General features: G+C 67.4%; 18 protein-coding genes. 12 read left to right on the forward strand and 6 right to left on the reverse strand.

From position 1 onward, the window contains the following. A complete protein-coding gene (locus tag PSEK12I1_RS0120665; RefSeq protein WP_027602779.1) occupies positions 1-1,410 on the forward strand; it encodes a DNA polymerase Y family protein in 1,410 nt (469 codons plus the stop codon). After that, positions 1,407-4,481, forward strand: a complete 3,075-nt coding sequence (locus PSEK12I1_RS0120670; RefSeq protein WP_027602780.1) for an error-prone DNA polymerase — start codon at positions 1,407-1,409, stop codon at positions 4,479-4,481. The genes PSEK12I1_RS0120665 and PSEK12I1_RS0120670 overlap by 4 nt, the downstream gene beginning before the upstream one ends. Before the next feature lie 104 nt (positions 4,482-4,585). Here the strand turns inward: PSEK12I1_RS0120670 and PSEK12I1_RS0120675 are convergent, their stop codons facing one another. The 3 genes from PSEK12I1_RS0120675 to PSEK12I1_RS0120685 all read right to left on the reverse strand — a co-directional run bounded on the left by PSEK12I1_RS0120675 (position 4,586) and on the right by PSEK12I1_RS0120685 (position 6,642). Beyond that, complete coding sequence (locus PSEK12I1_RS0120675; protein WP_007159052.1) at positions 4,586-4,858, reverse strand: HU family DNA-binding protein; 273 nt, start codon at positions 4,856-4,858, stop codon at positions 4,586-4,588. 397 nt (positions 4,859-5,255) lie between these two features. Beyond that, on the reverse strand, positions 5,256-5,627 hold the full coding sequence (locus PSEK12I1_RS0120680) for a YkgJ family cysteine cluster protein (RefSeq protein ID WP_027602781.1): 372 nt from the start codon (positions 5,625-5,627) through the stop codon (positions 5,256-5,258). Positions 5,628-5,733: 106 nt separating this feature from the next. Further along, positions 5,734-6,642: a LysR family transcriptional regulator gene (locus tag PSEK12I1_RS0120685; RefSeq protein WP_027596810.1), complete on the reverse strand. Its 909-nt coding sequence runs from the start codon at positions 6,640-6,642 to the stop codon at positions 5,734-5,736. A 102-nt stretch (positions 6,643-6,744) separates the two neighbouring features. Here PSEK12I1_RS0120685 and PSEK12I1_RS0120690 point away from each other — a divergent pair, with 102 nt between their 5' ends. Further along, a complete protein-coding gene (locus PSEK12I1_RS0120690) occupies positions 6,745-7,143 on the forward strand; it encodes a DoxX family protein (protein ID WP_007159049.1) in 399 nt (132 codons plus the stop codon). 23 nt (positions 7,144-7,166) lie between these two features. After that, positions 7,167-7,943: a class III extradiol ring-cleavage dioxygenase gene (locus PSEK12I1_RS0120695; protein WP_027602782.1), complete on the forward strand. Its 777-nt coding sequence runs from the start codon at positions 7,167-7,169 to the stop codon at positions 7,941-7,943. 69 nt (positions 7,944-8,012) lie between these two features. Here PSEK12I1_RS0120695 and PSEK12I1_RS0120700 read toward each other — a convergent pair whose 3' ends face one another. Next, on the reverse strand, positions 8,013-8,606 hold the full coding sequence (locus PSEK12I1_RS0120700) for a Yip1 family protein (protein ID WP_037007232.1): 594 nt from the start codon (positions 8,604-8,606) through the stop codon (positions 8,013-8,015). A 291-nt stretch (positions 8,607-8,897) separates the two neighbouring features. Between PSEK12I1_RS0120700 and hpxO the strand changes: the two genes are divergently transcribed. The 3 genes from hpxO to PSEK12I1_RS0120715 all read left to right on the forward strand — a co-directional run bounded on the left by hpxO (position 8,898) and on the right by PSEK12I1_RS0120715 (position 11,973). Then, a complete protein-coding gene (gene hpxO / locus PSEK12I1_RS0120705; protein ID WP_027602784.1) occupies positions 8,898-10,055 on the forward strand; it encodes an FAD-dependent urate hydroxylase HpxO in 1,158 nt (385 codons plus the stop codon). 75 nt (positions 10,056-10,130) lie between these two features. Further along, the gene (locus tag PSEK12I1_RS0120710) at positions 10,131-11,144 is read left to right on the forward strand and encodes an ABC transporter substrate-binding protein (protein ID WP_027602785.1); all 1,014 of its coding nucleotides are present in this window, start codon (positions 10,131-10,133) and stop codon (positions 11,142-11,144) included. Between the two features lie 46 nt (positions 11,145-11,190). Continuing rightward, positions 11,191-11,973: a phosphate/phosphite/phosphonate ABC transporter substrate-binding protein gene (locus PSEK12I1_RS0120715; protein ID WP_037007233.1), complete on the forward strand. Its 783-nt coding sequence runs from the start codon at positions 11,191-11,193 to the stop codon at positions 11,971-11,973. Between the two features lie 340 nt (positions 11,974-12,313). Here PSEK12I1_RS0120715 and PSEK12I1_RS0120725 read toward each other — a convergent pair whose 3' ends face one another. After that, entirely contained in the window at positions 12,314-13,150 is an 837-nt protein-coding gene (locus PSEK12I1_RS0120725; RefSeq protein ID WP_027602788.1) for an MBL fold metallo-hydrolase, read from the reverse strand. Between the two features lie 284 nt (positions 13,151-13,434). Between PSEK12I1_RS0120725 and PSEK12I1_RS0120730 the strand changes: the two genes are divergently transcribed. The 5 genes from PSEK12I1_RS0120730 to PSEK12I1_RS0120750 all read left to right on the forward strand — a co-directional run bounded on the left by PSEK12I1_RS0120730 (position 13,435) and on the right by PSEK12I1_RS0120750 (position 17,280). After that, entirely contained in the window at positions 13,435-14,394 is a 960-nt protein-coding gene (locus PSEK12I1_RS0120730) for an ABC transporter substrate-binding protein (RefSeq protein ID WP_027602789.1), read from the forward strand. A 1-nt stretch (position 14,395) separates the two neighbouring features. After that, positions 14,396-15,247 carry a proline/glycine betaine ABC transporter permease gene (locus PSEK12I1_RS0120735; protein WP_027602790.1) on the forward strand — a complete coding sequence of 284 codons (852 nt, stop codon included), beginning with the start codon at positions 14,396-14,398 and terminating at the stop codon, positions 15,245-15,247. Beyond that, on the forward strand, positions 15,244-16,059 hold the full coding sequence (locus PSEK12I1_RS24015) for a glycine betaine/L-proline ABC transporter ATP-binding protein (protein ID WP_007159039.1): 816 nt from the start codon (positions 15,244-15,246) through the stop codon (positions 16,057-16,059). Before PSEK12I1_RS0120735 ends, PSEK12I1_RS24015 begins: the two co-directional genes overlap by 4 nt. A gap of 111 nt (positions 16,060-16,170) precedes the next feature. Next, positions 16,171-16,923 (forward strand): TerC family protein, encoded by a 753-nt coding sequence (locus tag PSEK12I1_RS0120745; protein WP_007159038.1) that lies wholly within the window; start codon positions 16,171-16,173, stop codon positions 16,921-16,923. Between the two features lie 132 nt (positions 16,924-17,055). Next, positions 17,056-17,280, forward strand: a complete 225-nt coding sequence (locus PSEK12I1_RS0120750; RefSeq protein WP_007159037.1) for a hypothetical protein — start codon at positions 17,056-17,058, stop codon at positions 17,278-17,280. A 56-nt stretch (positions 17,281-17,336) separates the two neighbouring features. On the opposite strand, the gene PSEK12I1_RS0120755 is transcribed toward PSEK12I1_RS0120750, so the two are convergent. Beyond that, the gene (locus PSEK12I1_RS0120755; RefSeq protein WP_027602791.1) at positions 17,337-18,758 is read right to left on the reverse strand and encodes a short-chain fatty acid transporter; all 1,422 of its coding nucleotides are present in this window, start codon (positions 18,756-18,758) and stop codon (positions 17,337-17,339) included. Between the last annotated feature and the right edge of the window lie 113 nt (positions 18,759-18,871).

Raw genomic sequence — 18,871 nt, forward strand, 5'->3', positions numbered from 1 at the left:
ATGCGCTGGGCCTGCATCCTCTTTCCGCAGCTGGCGCTGGATGCCGTGCTGCGCCGTCATCCCCAGCCGGAGCGGCCGCTGGTGCTGCTTTCCGGTCCGCCACAGCGCCGCCTGCTGCAGGCGGTCAATCCGGCCGCGCGGGCCCTGGGGCTGCGCCCCGGCCTGACCCTGGCCGCCGCCCAGGCGCTGACCCGCGACTTCGAGCAGCAGGAATACGACCCGGCGCTCATCGAGACGGCCGAGGCGCTGCTGGCGGCCTGGGGCTACGGCTTCAGCTCCCAGGTCAGTCGCCACTATCCGCGGGCGCTGCTGCTGGAGATCCAGTCCAGCCTGCCGCTGCTGGGGCCCTGGCCACGGCTGGAGCGGCGCCTGCGCCAGGAGCTCCAGGGCCTGGGCTTTCGCCACCGGCTGGCGCTGGCGCCCAATCCGGTGGCGGCGCGCATGCTGACCAATGTCGCCGATGGCCTCATCGCCGCGCCGGACGATCTGCCGCGCCTGCTCGATCGGCTGCCCGTGGAGCGCGCCGGTTTCGCCCCCCAGCAGGCCCAGGCGCTGGTGCGCATGGGCATCCGCCGCCTGGAGCAACTCAAGGCCCTGCCCAGGGCCGCCCTGGCCCGGCGCTTCGCCCCCGAGCTGCTGCAGCAGCTGGATCTGCTGGGCGGCAGTCGCAGCCTGGCGCTGGAGTTCTATCGGCCGCCCGATCGTTTCGTGGCGCGGGTGGAGCTCAATTTCGAGGTGGAATCCCACCAGGCGCTGCTGTTCCCCCTGCGTCGCCTCACCGCCGATCTGGCGGTCTGGCTGGCAAGTCGCGACCGGGGCGTGCAGCGCTTCCTGCTCTGGCTGGAACATCGCCAGGGGCCGGCCACCACCCTCACCATCGGCCTGCTGGCCCCCGAACGCGATGCCGCCCTGCTGTTCGAATTCGCCCGCGGTCGCCTCGAACAGCTGCAGGTGGTGGCGCCGGTGCTGGCGCTGCGCCTGGAAAGCGAGGAGTTGCCGCTCTTCGTGCCGGAACGCCATGGCCTGTTCGACGAGCGCCCCGCCCAGGCGGTGGGCTGGGAGGTGCTGCGCGAACGCCTGCGTGCCCGGCTGGGCGAGGAAGCGGTGCTGGGTCTCGGCATCCAGGCGGATCATCGTCCCGAGCGCGCCCTGGTCTGGCGTCATGAGCGGCGTCTGGAGACCACCTTGCCCGGCCTGCGTCCGGGTTGGCTGCTGAGCGAACCGCGTCCCCTCGACGGTCAGCCGCGCCGGGTCCTCGCCGGTCCCGAGCGCATCGAAAGCGGCTGGTGGGACGGGGGCGATCAGCGGCGCGACTACTATCGCATCGAGGTGGCCGACGGACGCCAGGCCTGGGCCTTTCGCCGCTATGGCGAGGAGGCGCCCTGGTGGATCCAGGGCTGGTTCGCATGAGCGGCTATGCCGAGTTGCACTGCCTGTCGAATTTCAGCTTCCAGCGCGGTGCCTCCAGTGCCCTGGAATTGTTCGAGCGGGCCAAGGCGCTGGGCTACGCGGCGCTGGCCATCACCGACGAATGCACCCTGAGCGGCAGCGTCCGCGCCTGGCAGGCGGCGCGCCAGGTCGGGCTGCCCCTGGTCATCGGCAGCGAACTGACCCTCGACGACGGTCTGCGCCTGGTGCTGCTGGTGGAGGATCTGCCGGGTTACGAGTGCCTCTGCGCGCTGATCACCCGGGCCCGCCGCCGAGCACCCAAGGGCCGCTATCAGCTGGGTCGTGCGGATCTGCAGCAGCCCTTGCCCGGCTTGCTGGCGATCTGGCTGCCGGGCGGCGAACCCGCGACCGAGGAGGGCGAATGGCTCAGGAGCGTCTTCGCCGAGCGCCTCTGGCTCGGCGTCGAATTGCTGCGCGGCGCCGACGATGCCGCCCGACTCTTGCAGTTGCAGTCGCTGGGCAGGCAGCTGGGCGTGCCGGCAGTGGCCTGCGGCGACGTGCACATGCACACCCGCGGACGCCGTGCCCTGCAGGATGTGCTCACCGGCATCCGCCATCACCTGCCGGTGGCCGAGGCCGGCTATCACCTGCATCCCAACGGCGAGCGTCATCTGCGGCCGCTGGCAGTGCTGGAGGGCCTCTATCCCGCGGCGCTGCGCGCCGAGACCCTGGCGATCGCCGCCCGCTGCCGCTTCGAACTGGGCGAGTTGCGCTATCGCTATCCCCGGGAGGTGATACCCACCGGCGAGACGGCGGGCTCCTGGCTGGCCGAGCTGACCCGCCGCGGCCTGGTATGGCGCTGGCCGGAGGGGGCGCCGGCAAGGGTCACCGACCAGGTGGCCCGGGAGCTGGCGCTGATCGCCGAGAAGGGCTACGAGAACTACTTTCTCACCGTGCACGACATCGTCGACTATGCCCGCCGCCAGCACATCCTCTGCCAGGGCCGCGGCTCGGCGGCCAACTCGGTGGTCTGCTACGTGCTGGGCATCACCGAGCTGAATCCGCTCACCGGCAATCTGCTGTTCGAGCGCTTCATCTCCCGCGAGCGCGACGAACCGCCCGACATCGACGTCGACTTCGAGCACGAGCGCCGCGAAGAGGTCATCCAGTACGTCTTTCGCCGCTATGGCCGCGAGCGGGCCGCGCTCACCGCGGTGGTCAGCACCTACCATGCCGCCGGCGCCCTGCGCGATGTCGGCAAGGCGCTGGGCCTGCCGGGCGACCAGCTCGACGCCCTGTCCGGGTGCGCCGGGCGCTGGACCGACGAGATCCCCGGCCCCGCGCGCCTGCGCGAAGCGGGTTTCGATCCCGACAGCCCCCTGCTGCAGCGGGTGCTCATCCTTGCCGGTCAACTGATCGGCTTTCCCCGGCATCTCTCCCAGCATCCCGGCGGCTTCGTCATTTCCGAAGCGCCCCTGGCCACGCTGGTGCCGGTGGAAAACGCCGCCATGCCCGAGCGCACCCTGATCCAGTGGGACAAGGACGACCTCGATGCCGTGGGCCTGCTCAAGGTCGACATCCTCGCCCTGGGCATGCTCAGCGCCCTGCGCCGCTGCTTCGACCTGGTCGCCAACTGGCGCGGCCAGCGCTGGACCCTGGCCAGCCTGCCCCAGGAAGATGCGCCCACCTACGCCATGATCTCCCGCGCCGACACGGTGGGGGTGTTCCAGATCGAATCCCGCGCCCAGATGGCCATGCTGCCGCGCCTCCGGCCGCGAACCCTCTACGACCTGGTGATCGAGGTGGCCATCGTCCGCCCCGGGCCGATCCAGGGCGACATGGTGCATCCCTATCTGCGCCGCCGGAATGGCGAGGAAGAGGCGGACTATCCCCATGACGAATTGCGGCCGGCGCTGGAACGCACCCTGGGAGTCCCGCTGTTCCAGGAACAGGTGATGCAGATCGCCATGGTCGCCGCCGAATATTCGCCGGGCGAGGCCGATCAGCTGCGTCGCTCCATGGCGGCCTGGAAGCGTCATGGCGGCCTCGAACCCCACCGTCAACGCCTGCACAGCCGCATGGTCGAACGCGGCTATCGCCCGGAATTCGCCGCGCGCCTCTTCGAGCAGATCAAGGGCTTCGGCAGCTACGGCTTTCCCGAATCCCATGCCGCCAGCTTCGCCTTGCTGACCTATGCCAGCTCCTGGCTCAAGTGCCACGAGCCGGCCGCCTTCGCCTGTGCCCTGGTCAACAGCTGGCCGATGGGTTTCTACAGTCCCGACCAGGTCCTCCAGGACGCCCGGCGCCACGGCATCGAGGTGCGCGCGGTGACCGTGCAGGCCAGCGACTGGGACTGCCGGCTGGAGGCGGGGGCCGGCCATCAGCCGGCGATCCGCCTAGGCCTGCGCCTGGTGCAGGGACTGGCGGAGGCGGTGGGTCGGCGCCTGGTGGCGGCACGGGGTACGCAGCCCTTTCGCGATGTCGAGGACCTCTGTCGCCGGGCCGAGCTGGATGCCCGGGCGCGCGGACAGCTGGCCGAGGCCGGTGCTCTGGCGGAGCTGGCCGGTGATCGCCATCAGGCGCGCTGGGCCATGGCCGGGGTGGAGCGCCAGCTGCCGCTGTTCGCATCGGCGGACAGCGCCCTGGAGGAACGACCAGCCTTGCCCGCGCCCAGTGTTGCGGAAAACGTCCATGCCGACTACCGCATGCTGGGCACCACCCTGGGGCCGCATCCGCTGAGTCTGCTGCGCGGCGAACTCCAGGCGCGGCGCTGTCGGGATTTCCGGCAGCTGGACGAGATCAAGCCCGGTGCCCTGGTGCGGGTAGCCGGACTGGTGCGCGGACGTCAGCGCCCGGGCACGGCCAGCGGGGTGATCTTCGTGACCCTGGAAGACGAGCACGGCATGCTCAATGTGGTGGTCTGGCGCGCAGTGGGTGAACAGCAGCGTCGACCCCTGCTGCAGGCACGGCTGCTACAGGTCGAGGGGCATCTGGAACGGGAGGCGGGGGTGCAGCACCTGATCGCCGGTCGCCTGACCGATCTGAGTCCGCTGCTCGACGAGCTCATGGTGTCGAGTCGGGATTTTCACTAGGACGAAGAGGGGAAAAGCGGAGGAGGGAGAGAGCGGGTGGAGCGGGGGACTGTCTTCCGAAGCGCTCTGGAGCGCCCGGAAGACAAGAATCGACCAACGCAGTCTTAGCTGACGGCGTCTTTCAGGCCTTTGCCGGGCTTGAAGCCGGGCAGCTTGGCAGCGGCGATCTTGATGGTGGCACCGGTCTGCGGGTTGCGGCCTTCGCGAGCAGCGCGCTCTTTTACTGCGAAAGTTCCGAAACCGACCAGGCTGACGCTGTCGCCTTGCTTCAGGGCGTCGGTCACCGCAGTGGTGAAGGCGTCCAGGGCTTTGGCAGCGGTGGCCTTGGGCAGGTCGGCAGACGCGGCAATGGCGTCGATCAGCTCAGCTTTATTCATGTAAAAACTCCATGTGTGAGTATTGGCCAGGCAGTATAGCGGCAGCTTTGCCTTGCGTAGAGCCTTTGTGAGCCTCTACGTGGCCGGTTGAAGCAGCCTTGTTGTTCGGCGCTACAGGATACGCATAGCGGGCGAAAGAGCGATAGGGTATTCGATCAAGCAGGGCCGTGAAAACCTGATCCGCACTGCATTTTCCACGCTTTACAGCCCAGCCGTCGCCTTTTTGGGCAGCGGCGATGGCCGTTTGGTTTCCTCTAGGCGCTGAACGAAAAGTCGCCGAGCGATGGTGAGGCGAGGCGAAAAACCTTGAGGAAGCGGAGTTTACGAGTGGTAAATGAGCATTCCGAAAGGTTTTTCAACGAAGCATCACCGAGCGCAGGCAGTTTTCGTACAGTGCCTAAGCTACGCGATCGGGCGATAGATGCGGCTGCAACGGTGGCGTCAGGGGCGGCAACCCATAGGCGGCGCGGGCCGCATCGCAATGGGGATTGGCTTCGCCGTTCTCCCAGGCGGCGGTGAACTCGCGGCAGGTGCTGGAACGGTTCTCGTAGACGGTGCAGCGCGTGCCGCAGCCGACCTCGCCGAGCAGGGCGGTGCAGCGTACCGGCTTCTGCTCGGTACCTTGCATGGCCACCAGATGCGGGCTGATCGCGACGGTCAGGTGATCGGGCACCAGGCCACCGGCCGACTGGCATTCGCCCCAATAGAAAGACACGCGGAAATGGGCGCAGCAGGCGCCACAGCTGAGGCAGGGATTCTCGGTCGACATGGACGACAGCCATCGCAGAAACCGGCAGCGCCGGCGGGACAGACGGGGATTCTAGGCAAGCCCCGCGAGGCTGCGAAGCCCCTCCCAATGACCGTTCGGCGGCGACCTACGGCAGTGCTTTTCGCGGCCCGGGCGTGACCAGGTGTCGCTGCAGCCAGGCGATGAACAGCCGTACCTTGGCCGGCACCAGGCGTCGATGGGGATAGAGGGCATGGATGGCGATGGCCTGGGTGTACCAGGGCGCGAACAGTCGCTCCAGGCGACCTGCCGCCAGGTCATCACCCACCAGGAAATCCGGCTGGCGAATGATGCCATGGCCGTCCAGCGCCGCCTGGTGCAGGACGCTGCCGTTGTTGGCTCGCAGCGGCCCGCTGACCTTGATCTGCAGGCGCTCGTCGTCGCGCCGGAATTCCCAGAGATCGCCGTCGCTGGCATAGCTGTAGAGCAGGCAGCGGTGCTCGCGCAACTCGGCAGGATGCTCGGGGCGACCGTGGCGCTGCAGATAGGCGGGCGCGGCGCAGATGAACAGCTCGACCGCTCCCAGGGGCTGCGCCACCAGGCTGGAATCGCTGAGGTCGCCGATGCGCACGGCCAGATCGAAGCCTTCCTCGACCAGGCGCACCTGGCGATCGCTCAGCTCCAGGTCGATGGCGACTTCGGGATATTCGTGCAGGAAACTGCTCACCAGGGGCGCAAGGTGACGCACGCCAAAGGTCAGGGGCGCACTGACCCTGAGACGCCCGCGGGGCCGTTCGTGGCCTTCCTGCAGGCGCTGTTCGAGGGCCTCCAGATCACCCAGCAGGGGCACCAGTCCTTCATGGAGGGTGCGTCCGGCTTCGGTTAGGCTCAGGGTACGGGTGGTGCGCTGCAGCAGCCGGGTACCGTAATGCCGTTCAAGGGCGGCCAGGTGCTTGGTCAGCACCGAGCGGGACAGCTCCAACCGCTCCGCCGCCGCGGTCAGGCTGCCCAGTTCGACGATCTTGACGAAGGCCTGCAGAGCTTTCAGGGTATCCAAGGATTGTTTCCATAACGTGCACAGTTCATTCCCAGCGTGCACCTTTATTCGCGTCTTGGAAACAGGACAATGGGGTCATCTTTCCTCAGTTCGAGAATCAGCATGACCGACCGTACCTCTTCCTATGCTCCTCTGTTGCTGCGCCTGGCCCTGGGCGCCATGTTCCTGGCCCATGGCCTGACCAAGCTGCTGGTGTTCACTCTGCCGGGCACGGCGGGTTTCTTCGCCTCGGTGGGCTTTCCCGGCTGGCTGGCCTATCCGGTCACCTTCTTCGAGCTGGGCGCCGGCGTGCTGCTGATCCTGGGCGCCTGGGTGCGTCCGGTCGCGGCAGTCGCTGCCGTCCAACTGTTCGCGGCGGCGACGGTCCATTTCGGCAACGGCTGGTCCTTTTCCAATCCCCACGGTGGCTGGGAATATCCGGTCTTTCTCGCCGTGACCGCTGCCGCCCTGGCGCTGCTGGGCGCGGGCCAGCTCTCCTGGGATGCACGCAAGCGCTCCTGAATCCTGCTCGAGAGGTCGCCACCATGTCGCTTCCCACCCTGTTCGTTTCCCACGGCTCGCCCATGGAGGCGCTCGACGCCGGTGCGGCGGGAGCGGCCTGGCGCGCCCTGGGACGGTCGCTGCCGACCCCAGCCGCCATCGTCGTGGTCTCGGCGCACTTCGACACCCGGATACCGGTATTCGGCAACGCCACGCGGCCGGCCACCGTCCATGACTTCTACGGCTTTCCCGAGGCCCTCTATCAGCTGGAATATCCCGCACCTGGCGCTCCGACCCTGGCCGAGCAGCTGGCCCAGGGCCTACGCGAGCAGGGCTGGGAGGCCGAGACGGGCGAGCAGGGGCTGGATCATGGCGCCTGGGTGCCCTTGCGCTATCTCTATCCCGACGCGCAAATTCCTGTGGTGCCGCTGTCGATGAGCGCCGCCCGTGGACCGGACTATCACTTTGCCCTGGGCCGGGCACTGGCCAGGGTGCTACCGGCGGATACCCTGCTGATCGGTTCGGGCAGCCTGACCCACAACCTCGGTGACTTCCGCCGTGGCGGCGCCGAGTCTCCCGGCTATGTGCGGGACTTCCAGCTCTGGATCCAGAGCCGCCTGCGCGAGCGGGATCTGGACGCCTTGCTCGACTACCGGCGTCAGGCGCCGCAGGCCCGTCAGGCCCATCCCACCGACGAGCACCTGTTGCCGCTGTTCGTCGCCCTGGGCGCGGCCGATCCAGAGGGCACCTTCAGCGTTCATCACGACGGCATCGCCCATCGCATCCTGGCCATGGATCTCTACGGCTTCTCCCGCCACTAGCCCCTGACGACAAAAAGCCCGGATAGATTGACGGATCCGGGCTTTTTGCTATGTCAAAACGACGTTCGATCAGCCAAACAACTCGGGTCCATACCCCCACATCATCACCGTGGTGGCCATCAGCACCTCCAGCACCAGCACCCCGATGGCCAGGGTGGAGCCGGACATGATGAAGCCTTCCCGCTGATCGATATTGAGGAAGGAGGGGATGCCGGTATAGAGCAGGTAGGCCGAATAGGCCAGGCCGACGATCCCGGCGATGGCGCACAGCCACACCAGCGGATAGAAGCCCACCAGGCCGCTCAGCAGCATGGGCGTAGCCACGTAGCCGGCGAACAGGATGCAGCGGTTGGCGCTGGGCCGATCCGGATAGCGCCGCGCCAGCCAGTGGATCACGTGCCCCATGGCCACCACCGCCGCCATGATCAGCGCATAGCTGATGACCGCCAGAACCACCGCCGTGGGCAGGTCCAGCACATGGGCCTCACCGCCACCGAAGCGCCAGCCGAAAGTCGTGGTACCCACGAGGGAAGCGACGACGGGAATGGCCGCCAGGAAGGCGACATGATGGGCAAAGAAGTGCCCGACCGTTTCCCCTTCGCGACGAATCTGTTGCCACTCGCGATCGGGATGGGCCAGCAGGCCCCAGACATGATTGATCATGATCCTGCTCCTCACCCGCTGTGGTCGCCGCAAGCGGGCCTCTGTGGATGGCGAATGCTGGGTACAACGCGACTGGCGACTACCTTAGGAGTATAGAAGAGCTCTGGAATGCGTCATGCGAGCCGACGAAGGGCAGCCTGCCTGGAAACGAAGCGACCAATGGTCAAGGGGCACCACCCTGGTGCGTTTCTGGGCCCCTGGCAAGCGGGCAACGCCCGGGCGGCAATACTTGACCACTTGGTCAGGAAATTGCTTGCCCAAGGCATCTGTTACCGGTCAACGAGGTCCGTCATGCCATCTCTCGACATCATCATCGCCGGCGCCGGCATGGGCGGTCTCACCGCCGCCCTGGCGCTGCAACAGGCCGGCCACCGGGTCCGCCTGTTCGAGCGCGCGCAGGATCTGGCCCCCATCGGCGCGGCCCTCTCCATCTGGCCCAATGGCGTCAAGGTGCTGGAGCAACTGGGGCTCGGGTCCGCTATCGCCGCGGTCAGCGGCGACATGCAGACCATGAGCTATCGCGACCATGAGGGACAGTTGCTTACCCGGTTCAGCCTGCTGCCGCTCTACGAGGCCGTGGGCCGACCGGCGCGCCCCATCGCCCGCGCCCACCTGCAGCGCCTCCTGCTCGAAGCGGTGGGCGCCGAGCACGTGACCCTGGGCGTCGGCTGCGAGGGCTTCGAGCAGGATGCGGCCGGGGTGACCGTGCTGCTCGGCGATGGTCGGCGCGAACGGGCCGACCTGCTGATCGCCGCCGATGGCACCCACTCGCGCCTGCGGGAGCGGGTGGTGGGCCAGGCCATCACCCGCGAGTATTGCGGCTACGTGAACTGGAACGGGCGGGTGCAGATCGCGCCGGATCTGGCCGAGGCCCAGGACTGGGCGCAATTCGTCGGGGCGCATCAGCGGGTCTCGCTGATGCCCATGGGCGGCGATGAATTCTATTTCTTCTTCGACGTGCCCCTGCCCAAGGGCACGCCCAACGATCGCAGCCGTTACCGTGCGGAGCTGGCCGAGCATTTCGCCGGCTGGGCGCCGCCGGTGCAGCGCCTGATCGAACGGCTGGACCCCCAGGGCGTGGCCCGGGTGGAGATCCACGATACCCGGCCGTTGCCGACCCTGGTGCAGGGGCGGGTGGCGCTCCTGGGCGATTCCGCCCATGCCATGGCCCCGGACCTGGGGCAGGGCGGTTGCCAGGCCATGGAGGATGCCTGGGTGCTGGCGCGCTGTCTGGACGCCGAACAGGATCCCCTGGCCGCGCTCCAGGCCTATCAGGCCGCGCGGCTGGAGCGGGTGGCCGGCATCGTCGAGCGGGCGCGCAAGCGCTGCGAGATCACCCACGGGCATGAGCCCCTGGCCACCCAGGCCTGGTACGCCGAGCTGGCCCGGGAAACCGGCGAGACGGTGATCGCCGGCCTGCGCAAGACCGCCGAGGGCGGTCCGCTGTGAAATAGCTCTGGGCCGCGGGGACGAATGGCAGTGCCGGGGGTCGAAAGGCCCACGTCCTCGTCGGAGAGTTAGCCCATGCGCCTGCGTCTCGCCCTGACCCTCGCCAGCCTCGCCATCACCCCGCTGGCCTTTGCCGCCGACGGCGGCTGTCCCTATCCGCAGACGGTGAAGTTCGCCGGCCCCAACTGGGAGAGCGGCATGTTCACCACCGAGGTGCTGCGCCTGCTGGTGGAAAAGGGTTATGGCTGCCAGACCGACAGCGTGCCGGGCAACACCGTGACCCTGGAAAACGCCCTGGCGCAAAACGACATCCAGGTCACTGGCGAGCAGTGGGCCGGGCGCAGTCCGGCCGGGCGCGCGGCGGAAAAGGCCGGCAAGGTCTTTGCCGTCGGCGAGACGGTCAAGGGCGCCACCGAAGGCTGGTGGGTACCGGAATACCTGGTCAAGGGCGACCCCGCGCGTGGCATCCAGGCCAAGGCGCCGGACCTCAAGAGCGTCGCCGATCTGCCGCGCTACAAGGAGCTGTTCCGTGATCCGGAAGAGCCTGGCAAGGGCCGCTTCCTCAACTGTCCGACCGGCTGGACCTGCGAGATCGTCAACAGCCAGAAGCTCAAGGCCTACAAGCTGACCGACAGCTACACCAACTTCCGCACCGGTACCGGTCCCGCGCTGGACGCGGCCATCGCCACCGCCATGCGCCGTGGCGAGCCGGTGCTCTTCTACTATTGGTCGCCGACCCCGCTGATGGGCCGCTACAAGCTGGTCCAGCTGGAAGAGCCGCCCTTCAGCGAGAAGGCCTGGGAGACCCTGTCGGATCCGAAGAATCCCGATCCGCTGCCGTCGCGCTCGCTGCCGGCCAAGATCACCATCGGCGTCTCCCGCGACCTGCACGACAAGGCACCGGCCCTGGTGGCGCTGTTCGAGAAGGTCGAATTCCCCCTCGACCAGTTCAACGGCATCCTTGCCGGCATGGCCGAGAAACGCGAAGACGCCCAGGTGGTGGCCAAGCGTTTCCTCAAGGAGCATCCGGAGGTCTGGACGACCTGGCTGCCGGCGGAAAACGCCGAACGGGTAAAGGCGGCGCTCTGAGTGCAGTGATAGCGGATAATGGCGGTTTTCCATGCTGGAGCCGCCCATGACCGTCGCCGCCCTTACCATGTACGTCGAGCCTGCCGAGGTGCGCGACGCCTATCGCCAGCTGGCCGAAGCCGTGGCGCTGCGCCTGGACGAGACGCTCGACCCCGCGCCCGAGGAGCTGCCGGCGCTCTGGACGCATCCCGAGCTGCTGCTGGCGCAGACCTGCGGCTATCCCTGGGCCACCCGCTTGCGCGGCCAGGTGCGCCTGGTGGCGGCGCCGCGCTATCGCTTCGCGGGCTGCCAGGCGGCCGAGCACTGCGCCTTCATCCTGGTGCCCGAGACGCTGGAGGCGACCAGCCTGGCCGATCTGCGCGGCAAGCGCGTGGCGCTCAACGGCCTGGATTCCAACACCGGCATGAATCTGCTGCGCCACGCCGTGGCGCCCCTGGCGGAGCGGGCCCGCTTCTTCGGCGAGATGATCGTCAGCGAGAGCCACGCCAACAGCCTGGCACTGTTGCAGCAAGGGCATGCCGATGTCGCCTCGGTGGATGCCGTGACCTACGGCTATCTGCAGCGCGCCCAACCCGAGCGGGTCGCCGGTCTGCGCCTGCTGCAACGCACCCGCCCCAGTCCGACGCTGCCCTTCGTCACCGCCGCCAGTCGTTCGGATGCGGACGTGGAAGCCCTGCGCGCCGCCCTGAACGACAGCCTGGCCGCCGATCCTGCCCTGGCCGACATCCTGGCCCTCGAGGGCGTCACGGCGGTGGACGAGACGACCTATCTACCGCTGCTGGACTGGCGGCGAGAAGCGGTGGAGCAGGGTTATCCAGTGATTGCTTAAGACCTGTCGCGGCCATAGTGGTCCGCCAATGCGGCCGCTCCTGCGGACGCAGGCACGTCGGCCGACCGCGATCCTGCGGGGGCTAGTGGCGATGAGCGTCTGCACGGATGACTCCCTCTCCCCTTGGGAGAGGGTTGGGGTGAGGGCGTCCCTCGCCACGAAGTCCCCAGCGGAAAAGGCTGCGCCGTTTTCCACGCTACGGTTCTACACCTGATGTACCCCTAAAACGCCAAGACATTCGCTCCTGCATCCAATCTGAACTGTAGGAGCGGCCGCATCGGCGGACCGCCATGGTCGCGATTGGGTGCTTGTACCGCAGTCAGCCCCGTACTTATGCAACCTAAACCCGCTCACCCTCCTGCAACCGCTTGAGCTCCATCAGATCATGACTGCAGAACAGCGTCAGCCCCAGGTCCTGGCGCAGGGAGAGTTCGCGCAGGCGGGCCTGGTTGTCCAGGCGGCTGGCGCGGTCGGCTTCCATCAGTCGCTGGTAGAACCTCAGCCCCGGCGTGCAGTGGCGTTCGGGCCGGCGCATCTCGTCGCGGTAGAAATAGGCGTCGCCGGCGTGCAGCAACCAGCCCCCGTCGTGCTGGACGGCGATGCCGGCATGGCCCGGGGTGTGGCCGGGCAGGGGGATCATCAGGATTTCCGGCGGCAGGCCAGGCAGGTCTCGCACGCTGGCGAAGCCGTGCCAGGCCTCGCCCCGGGGCTCGTGGAAATGCCAATGGCGGATGCCTTGCCACTGCGCCGGACTGTAGCGGCGCCGACCGATGAAGCCGTGGCGCTGGCGCTGCGCATCCCACTCCCGCTGCAGCACATGGACCTGGGCCTGGGGAAAGTCGTCCAGGCCGCCGGCGTGGTCGAAATCCAGATGGGTCAGCACGATATGGCGGACATCGCCCGGACGAAAACCCAGGCGGCGGAGCTGCGCCAGGGCGCTGAGTTCGGGATCGTACTGGATACGATTCATCAGCCGGAAGAAGGGACTCAGGCGCCGGCCGCGCTCCCGCAGATCGGCTTCGCCAAAGCCGGTATCCACCAGCACCAGGCCGTCCCGGTCGGTTTCCACCAGCAGGCAGTGACAGGCGAGGTGGGCGGCGAGTCCGCGGCTGAAGCCGTCGTACAGCGCCCCGCCCAGGGGGCACATGCAGCCGCAGTTGAGGTGATGGATACGCATGCTCGGCTCCGCGAAGGTGACCTCCGGTAGAAGAGGCGCGCGTGGGCAAAGTTCGAGCGCAGCGGCCATTCGCGCGGGTGTCGCAGCCAGTGAAGAGAGATCGACGGACCCGGGTGGCGACGATCGATCGACCGGAGCAGGCTCCCGGATTCAGCAGCGCCGAGGCGGGTAACGGCAGTGCCAGGGCCTCTGGCTGAACCCTGAGCCATTGGCGCTGACCAAGATAGGATAGCCAGCGGACCGGCTCTGCCGCCCTGGCCCTCCCAGTGCAGACGGAGCCACCCATGCCTACAGCCTTTCCTCGCCGTTCCCTCCTGGCCGCCGGCCTTTCCCTTGGCCTGCTCGCCGCCGGTACCGCCCAAGCCGACAGCTGGTGCGCCAGCAAGCCGGTCAAGTTCGCCGGGGTGAACTGGGAGAGCGGCATACTGCTCACCGAACTGATGGGCTTCGTCCTGCAGCACGGCTACGACTGCAAGGTGGATAGCATCCCCGGCAACTCCATCACCCTGGAGCAGGCCCTGGGCAACAACGACATCCAGGTGTTCGCCGAGGAGTGGATCGGCCGCAGCGAGGCCTGGAACAAGGCCGCCGCGGCCGGCAAGGTGATCGGCGTCGGTGCGCCAATCGAGGGCGCCACCGAAGGCTGGTACGTGCCGCGCTATCTGGTCGAAGGCGAGGGCGCCAAGGCGCCCAAGCTGAAGAGCATCGCCGACCTGGGTCAGTACGCCGAGCTGTTCCGCGATCCGGAAGAGCCGGGCAAGGGCCGCTTCTACAACTGCCCGGCCGGCTGGACCTGCGAACTGGAAAACACCCAGATGCTGCAGAGCTACGGCCTGAGCGACAAATACACCAACTTCCGCCCCGGCACCGGTCCGGCGCTGGATGCGGCCATCGTCTCGGCCACCAAGCGCAAGCAGCCGATCCTCACCTACTACTGGTCGCCAACGCCCCTGCTGGGTCGGGTCGACATGGTCCAGCTCAAGCCGCGCGATGGCGAAGCCAAGCGCATCCAGGTGCAGGCCGGCCTCTCCAAGCCCTTCCACGACGGCGCCCCCGAACTGGTGGCGGTGCTGAGTCGGGTCAATGTGCCCATCGAACTGCTCAACCGCACCCTGGCCGAGCAGGCCGAAACCAAGCAGGACGCCCCCGCCGCCGCCAAGGCGCTGCTCAAGGCCCATCCGGAACTCTGGCAGGCCTGGGTGACCGACGCCGCGGCGCGCAGCAAGATCCAGGCGGCGCTCTAGGATGTTTCCCGAAGGCCTGACCTTTTCCTTCGCCGACGCCGTCAATCGTGGCGTCGACTGGCTGGTGACGCGCTACGGCGACGTCTTCCGAACCATCTCCGACACCCTGCTGCAGGCCATCGTCTGGCTCGAGGGCCTGCTGCGCGGCACCCCCTGGTGGGCGCTGTTGCTGATCGTCGCGGCCCTGGCCGCCCACGCCACCCGCCGGGTGGTGCCGACGCTACTGATCACCGGCCTGTTGTTCCTGGTCGGCGCCCTGGGGCTGTGGGACAAGCTGATGCAGACCCTGGCCCTGGTGCTGGTGGCCACCGCCATCGCGGTCATCATCGGTGTGCCCCTGGGCATCCTCTGCGCCCGTAGCGCCCGCCTGCGCCTGGTGCTGATGCCGCTCTTGGACATCATGCAGACCATGCCCAGCTTCGTGTACCTGATCCCGGTGCTGATGCTGTTCGGCCTGGGCAAGGTGCCGGCGATCTTCGCCACGGTGATCTACGCCGCGCCACCGCTGATCCGCCTCACCGATCTGGGCATCCGCCAGGTCGATCGCGAGGTCATGGAAGCGGTCAACGCCTTTGGCGCCAGTCGCTGGCAGCAGCTGTTCGGCGTGCAGCTGCCGCTGGCGCTGCCGAGCATCATGGCCGGCATCAACCAGACCACCATGATGGCGCTGTCCATGGTGGTGATCGCCTCCATGATCGGCGCCCGCGGCCTCGGTGAAGAGGTGCTGGTGGGCATCCAGACTCTGGACGTGGGCAAGGGCCTGCAGGCGGGCCTGGCCATCGTCATCCTCGCCGTGGTCATCGACCGCATCACCCAGGCCTATGGCCGCCAGCGCCATGAGGTGGAGCGATGAAGATCGTCGTCGAGCGGGTCTCCAAGATCTTCGGCAAGCGCGAACAGGCGGCCCTGGCGCTGCTGCGCGAGGGGCACGACAAGGCCGAGATCCTCGCCCGCACCGGTTGCGTGGTGGGGGTGGACGATCTGTCCCTGGAAATCGCCGAGGGCGAGATCTTCGTCATCATGGGCCTTTCCGGTTCCGGCAAATCGACCCTGGTGCGCCACCTCAACCGGCTGATCGATCCCAGCAGCGGGCGCATCCTCATCGATGGCCAGGACATCCTCCAGCTGCCACTGCCGGCGCTGCGCGAATTGCGCCGCCAGCGCATCAGCATGGTGTTCCAGAGCTTCGGCCTGCTGCCCCATCGGCGAGTGCTGGACAACGTCGCCTACGGTCTCAAGGTGCGCGGCGAGCCCAAGGCGGTCTGCCGCGAACGGGCGCTGCACTGGCTGGAGGTGGTGGGTCTGGCCGGCTACGAGCGCAAATGGCCGCACCAGCTCTCCGGCGGCATGCGCCAGCGCGTCGGCCTTGCCCGCGCCCTGGCGGCCGATACCGAGATCATCCTGATGGACGAGGCCTTTTCCGCCCTCGATCCACTGATCCGCGCCGAGATGCAGGAGCAACTGCTGGAGCTGCAACAGCGCCTGCACAAGACCATCGTCTTCATCACCCATGACCTGGACGAGGCCCTGCGCCTGGGCAATCGCATCGCCATCCTGCGTGACGGTCGGCTGGTGCAGGTGGGCACCCCGGCGGACATCCTCGGCCAGCCGGCCGACGACTATGTGGCGCGCTTCGTTCAGCGGCGTACCGCTGCGACAGTTTGAAACAATTGCGGCAGAGGCCTTCACGAGCATTTCACAGATGCGAAGCTCTGATGGTGAGACCTGCGGCCTGACCCTGTCAGGCCTTTCTCTTCCCACTGGAACCGCGCCGCAATGGACTATCTGCTACAACTCGCCGCCGACCCGACCGTCTGGGCTGCTCTCGCCACCTTGATCGTGATGGAAGTGGTGCTGGGCATCGACAACCTCATCTTCATCTCCATCCTGACCAACAAGCTGCCCGCGCACCAACAGCAGAAGGGCCGCCGCATCGGCATCAGCCTGGCGCTGATCCTGCGCCTGGGTCTGCTCGGTACCGTGGCCTGGATCGTCCAGCTCACCGAGCCCATCATCGAGGTGTTCGGCAAGAGCTTTTCCTGGAAGGACCTGATCCTGATCGCCGGTGGCCTGTTCCTGCTGTGGAAGGCGACCAAGGAGATCCATCACAACGTCGATCCCGAGCCCGACAGCGCCCTGAGCAAGGGCGGCGAGACGGCGACCCTGGCCTTCGGTTCGGCCATCGTGCAGATCCTCCTGCTGGACCTGGTGTTCTCGGTGGACAGCATCATCACCGCCGTCGGCATGACCGAGCACCTGCCGGTGATGGTGATCGCGGTGGTGGTGGCGGTGACCGTCATGTTGCTGGCGGCCGACCCCCTGGCCAGGTTCATCAACGACAACCCCACCGTCGTGATGCTGGCGCTGGGCTTCCTGATCATGATCGGCATGACCCTGATCGCCGAGGGTTTCGGCGCCCATGTGCCCAAGGGCTACATCTACGCGGCCATGGCCTTCTCGGCGCTGATCGAGGGCCTGAACATGCTGTCGCGGCGAGCCAAGCGTCGCCAGCAGGCTGCCGGCAAGTGAGGGCAGGGCGTGTCGGAAAAGGCCTTGTTACATTCCGGCACGCCTATTGCTAACAATAACTGGCAAGTCTAGGCACTATCGGTCAAGACCTTTGTCATAGCAGCGTCACACGTGAGGTTTACAACTGAAGTCATGAACATACAAGCCCAAGCCCAGAACGCCATGCATGCCCTCAGCGCCGCTTTCGCGCCGATGAGCTGCGTCATCGACGCGCCCAGCAAGCGTGGTTTTTCCTTCATCGTCGTCAACGAGCATGGCGTGGCCAAGCACACCCGCCGGATCTACCGCGACGAATACAGCAACCCGAGCCGCCTGCAGGCCATCATCGACAGCACCCGCCTGGCCATCGCCGGCTGAGATTCAGCCGGCTCCCGCTCCACCCCTCCCGCTTTACCGTCTGCGCCCCACCCGAGCTACGGGTGTACCGGCGGCAGATAGGCCAACGTTCCCCCCAACAGCCATAGCAGCACCAGCACCAGGGGTGCATGGACCAGCAGCTGCACGAAGGAAAAGCCGACCAGGTCGCGCGCCTTCAGCCCCAGCACGCCCAGCAGCGGCAGCATGTAGAAGGGATTGATCAGATTCGGCAATGCCTCGGCGGCGTTGTAGATCTGCACGGCCCAGCCCAGGTGATACTGCAGATCGTTGGCCACCTGCATGACGTAGGGCGCCTCGATGATCCACTTGCCCCCGCCGGAGGGGATGAAGAACCCCAGCAGCGCCGAGTAGACGCCCATCAGCAGGGCGAAGGTGTCGTGGGTGGCGATCTGGGTGAAAAATGCCGCGATATGGTGCGCCAGAGTCTGGCCATCGGCGCCATTGACCTTGGTCAGGATGGCAGCGATGGAGCCGTACAGCGGAAACTGGATCAGCACTCCGGTGGTGGCCGGCACGGCGCGGGCCACGGCGTCGAGGAAATGCCGCGGCCGCCAGTGCAGCAGGGCGCCCAGGGAGATGAACAGCAGGTTGTAGGTGTTCAGCCCGGAAATGGCCTCGATGGCCGGCTTGCTGGCGAATTCCTGCACCAGCCAGCCCGCGGCCAGGAGCACCAGCAGCACGATCAGGATCGGACTGTATTCCAGCCATTCTCCCGGGCGGGTCGGTGTGGCGGCCGGCTTGGGTGCCGGGGTGACGTCGACGCCACAGGCACGGGCATCGCGTGCGCTGTCCGGCCCGGGCGCGGTGACATAGGCGATCACCGCCGAGACCACCAGCAGCACCAGCAGCAGGGCGCCCGATTGCCAGAGGAACAGCGTCTGGCTGAAGGGAATCACCCCGGTGATGGCGAGGATCGAGGGCGGCAGGCTGGCCGGATTGGCCTGCAACTGCGCCGCCGAGGACGACAGCCCCAGCGCCCAGACCGCGCCCAGGCCCAGGTAGGCCGCGGCGCCGGCGGCGCGATAGTCCATCTTGAGTTCTTCGCGGCGGGCCAGGGCGCGCACCAGCAGGCCGCCGAACACCAGACTCAGGCCCCAGTTGAGCAGCGAGGCGAGCATGGCCACCAGGGCCACCCAGCACACCGCGCCACGACCGGTACGGGGCACCCGCGCCAGACGCTCGATCAGGCGCCCGGCCGGGCCGGAACTGGCCACCACATAGCCGCCGATGACCACGAAGGCCATCTGCATGGTGAAGGGAATCAGGCTCCAGAAGCCGTCGCCAAAGGCCTTGGCGGTCTTGGCCGCCGGCGCGCCCATGCCCAGGGCCACCACGGCCACCACGGCCACGGCGAGCACGGCGAACACCCAGGAATCGGGAAACCAGCGCTCGGCCCAGTTGGAACAGGCCAGGGCGAACCGCGCGCTGCGCGAATCGCGGGAGGGGGTTGAACTCATGGGAGATCCTTTTGTTGTTGTTTTTCAGGGGAACATCAGGCGTAGCGTGGAAAACGGCGCAGCCTTTTCCACGCGGTTGGGGTCATATCGCGGCCATGGCGGTCCGCCGATGC

Source organism: Pseudomonas sp. MOIL14HWK12:I1, assembly GCF_000510705.1.
Lineage (GTDB): Bacteria > Pseudomonadota > Gammaproteobacteria > Pseudomonadales > Pseudomonadaceae > Chryseomonas > Chryseomonas oryzihabitans.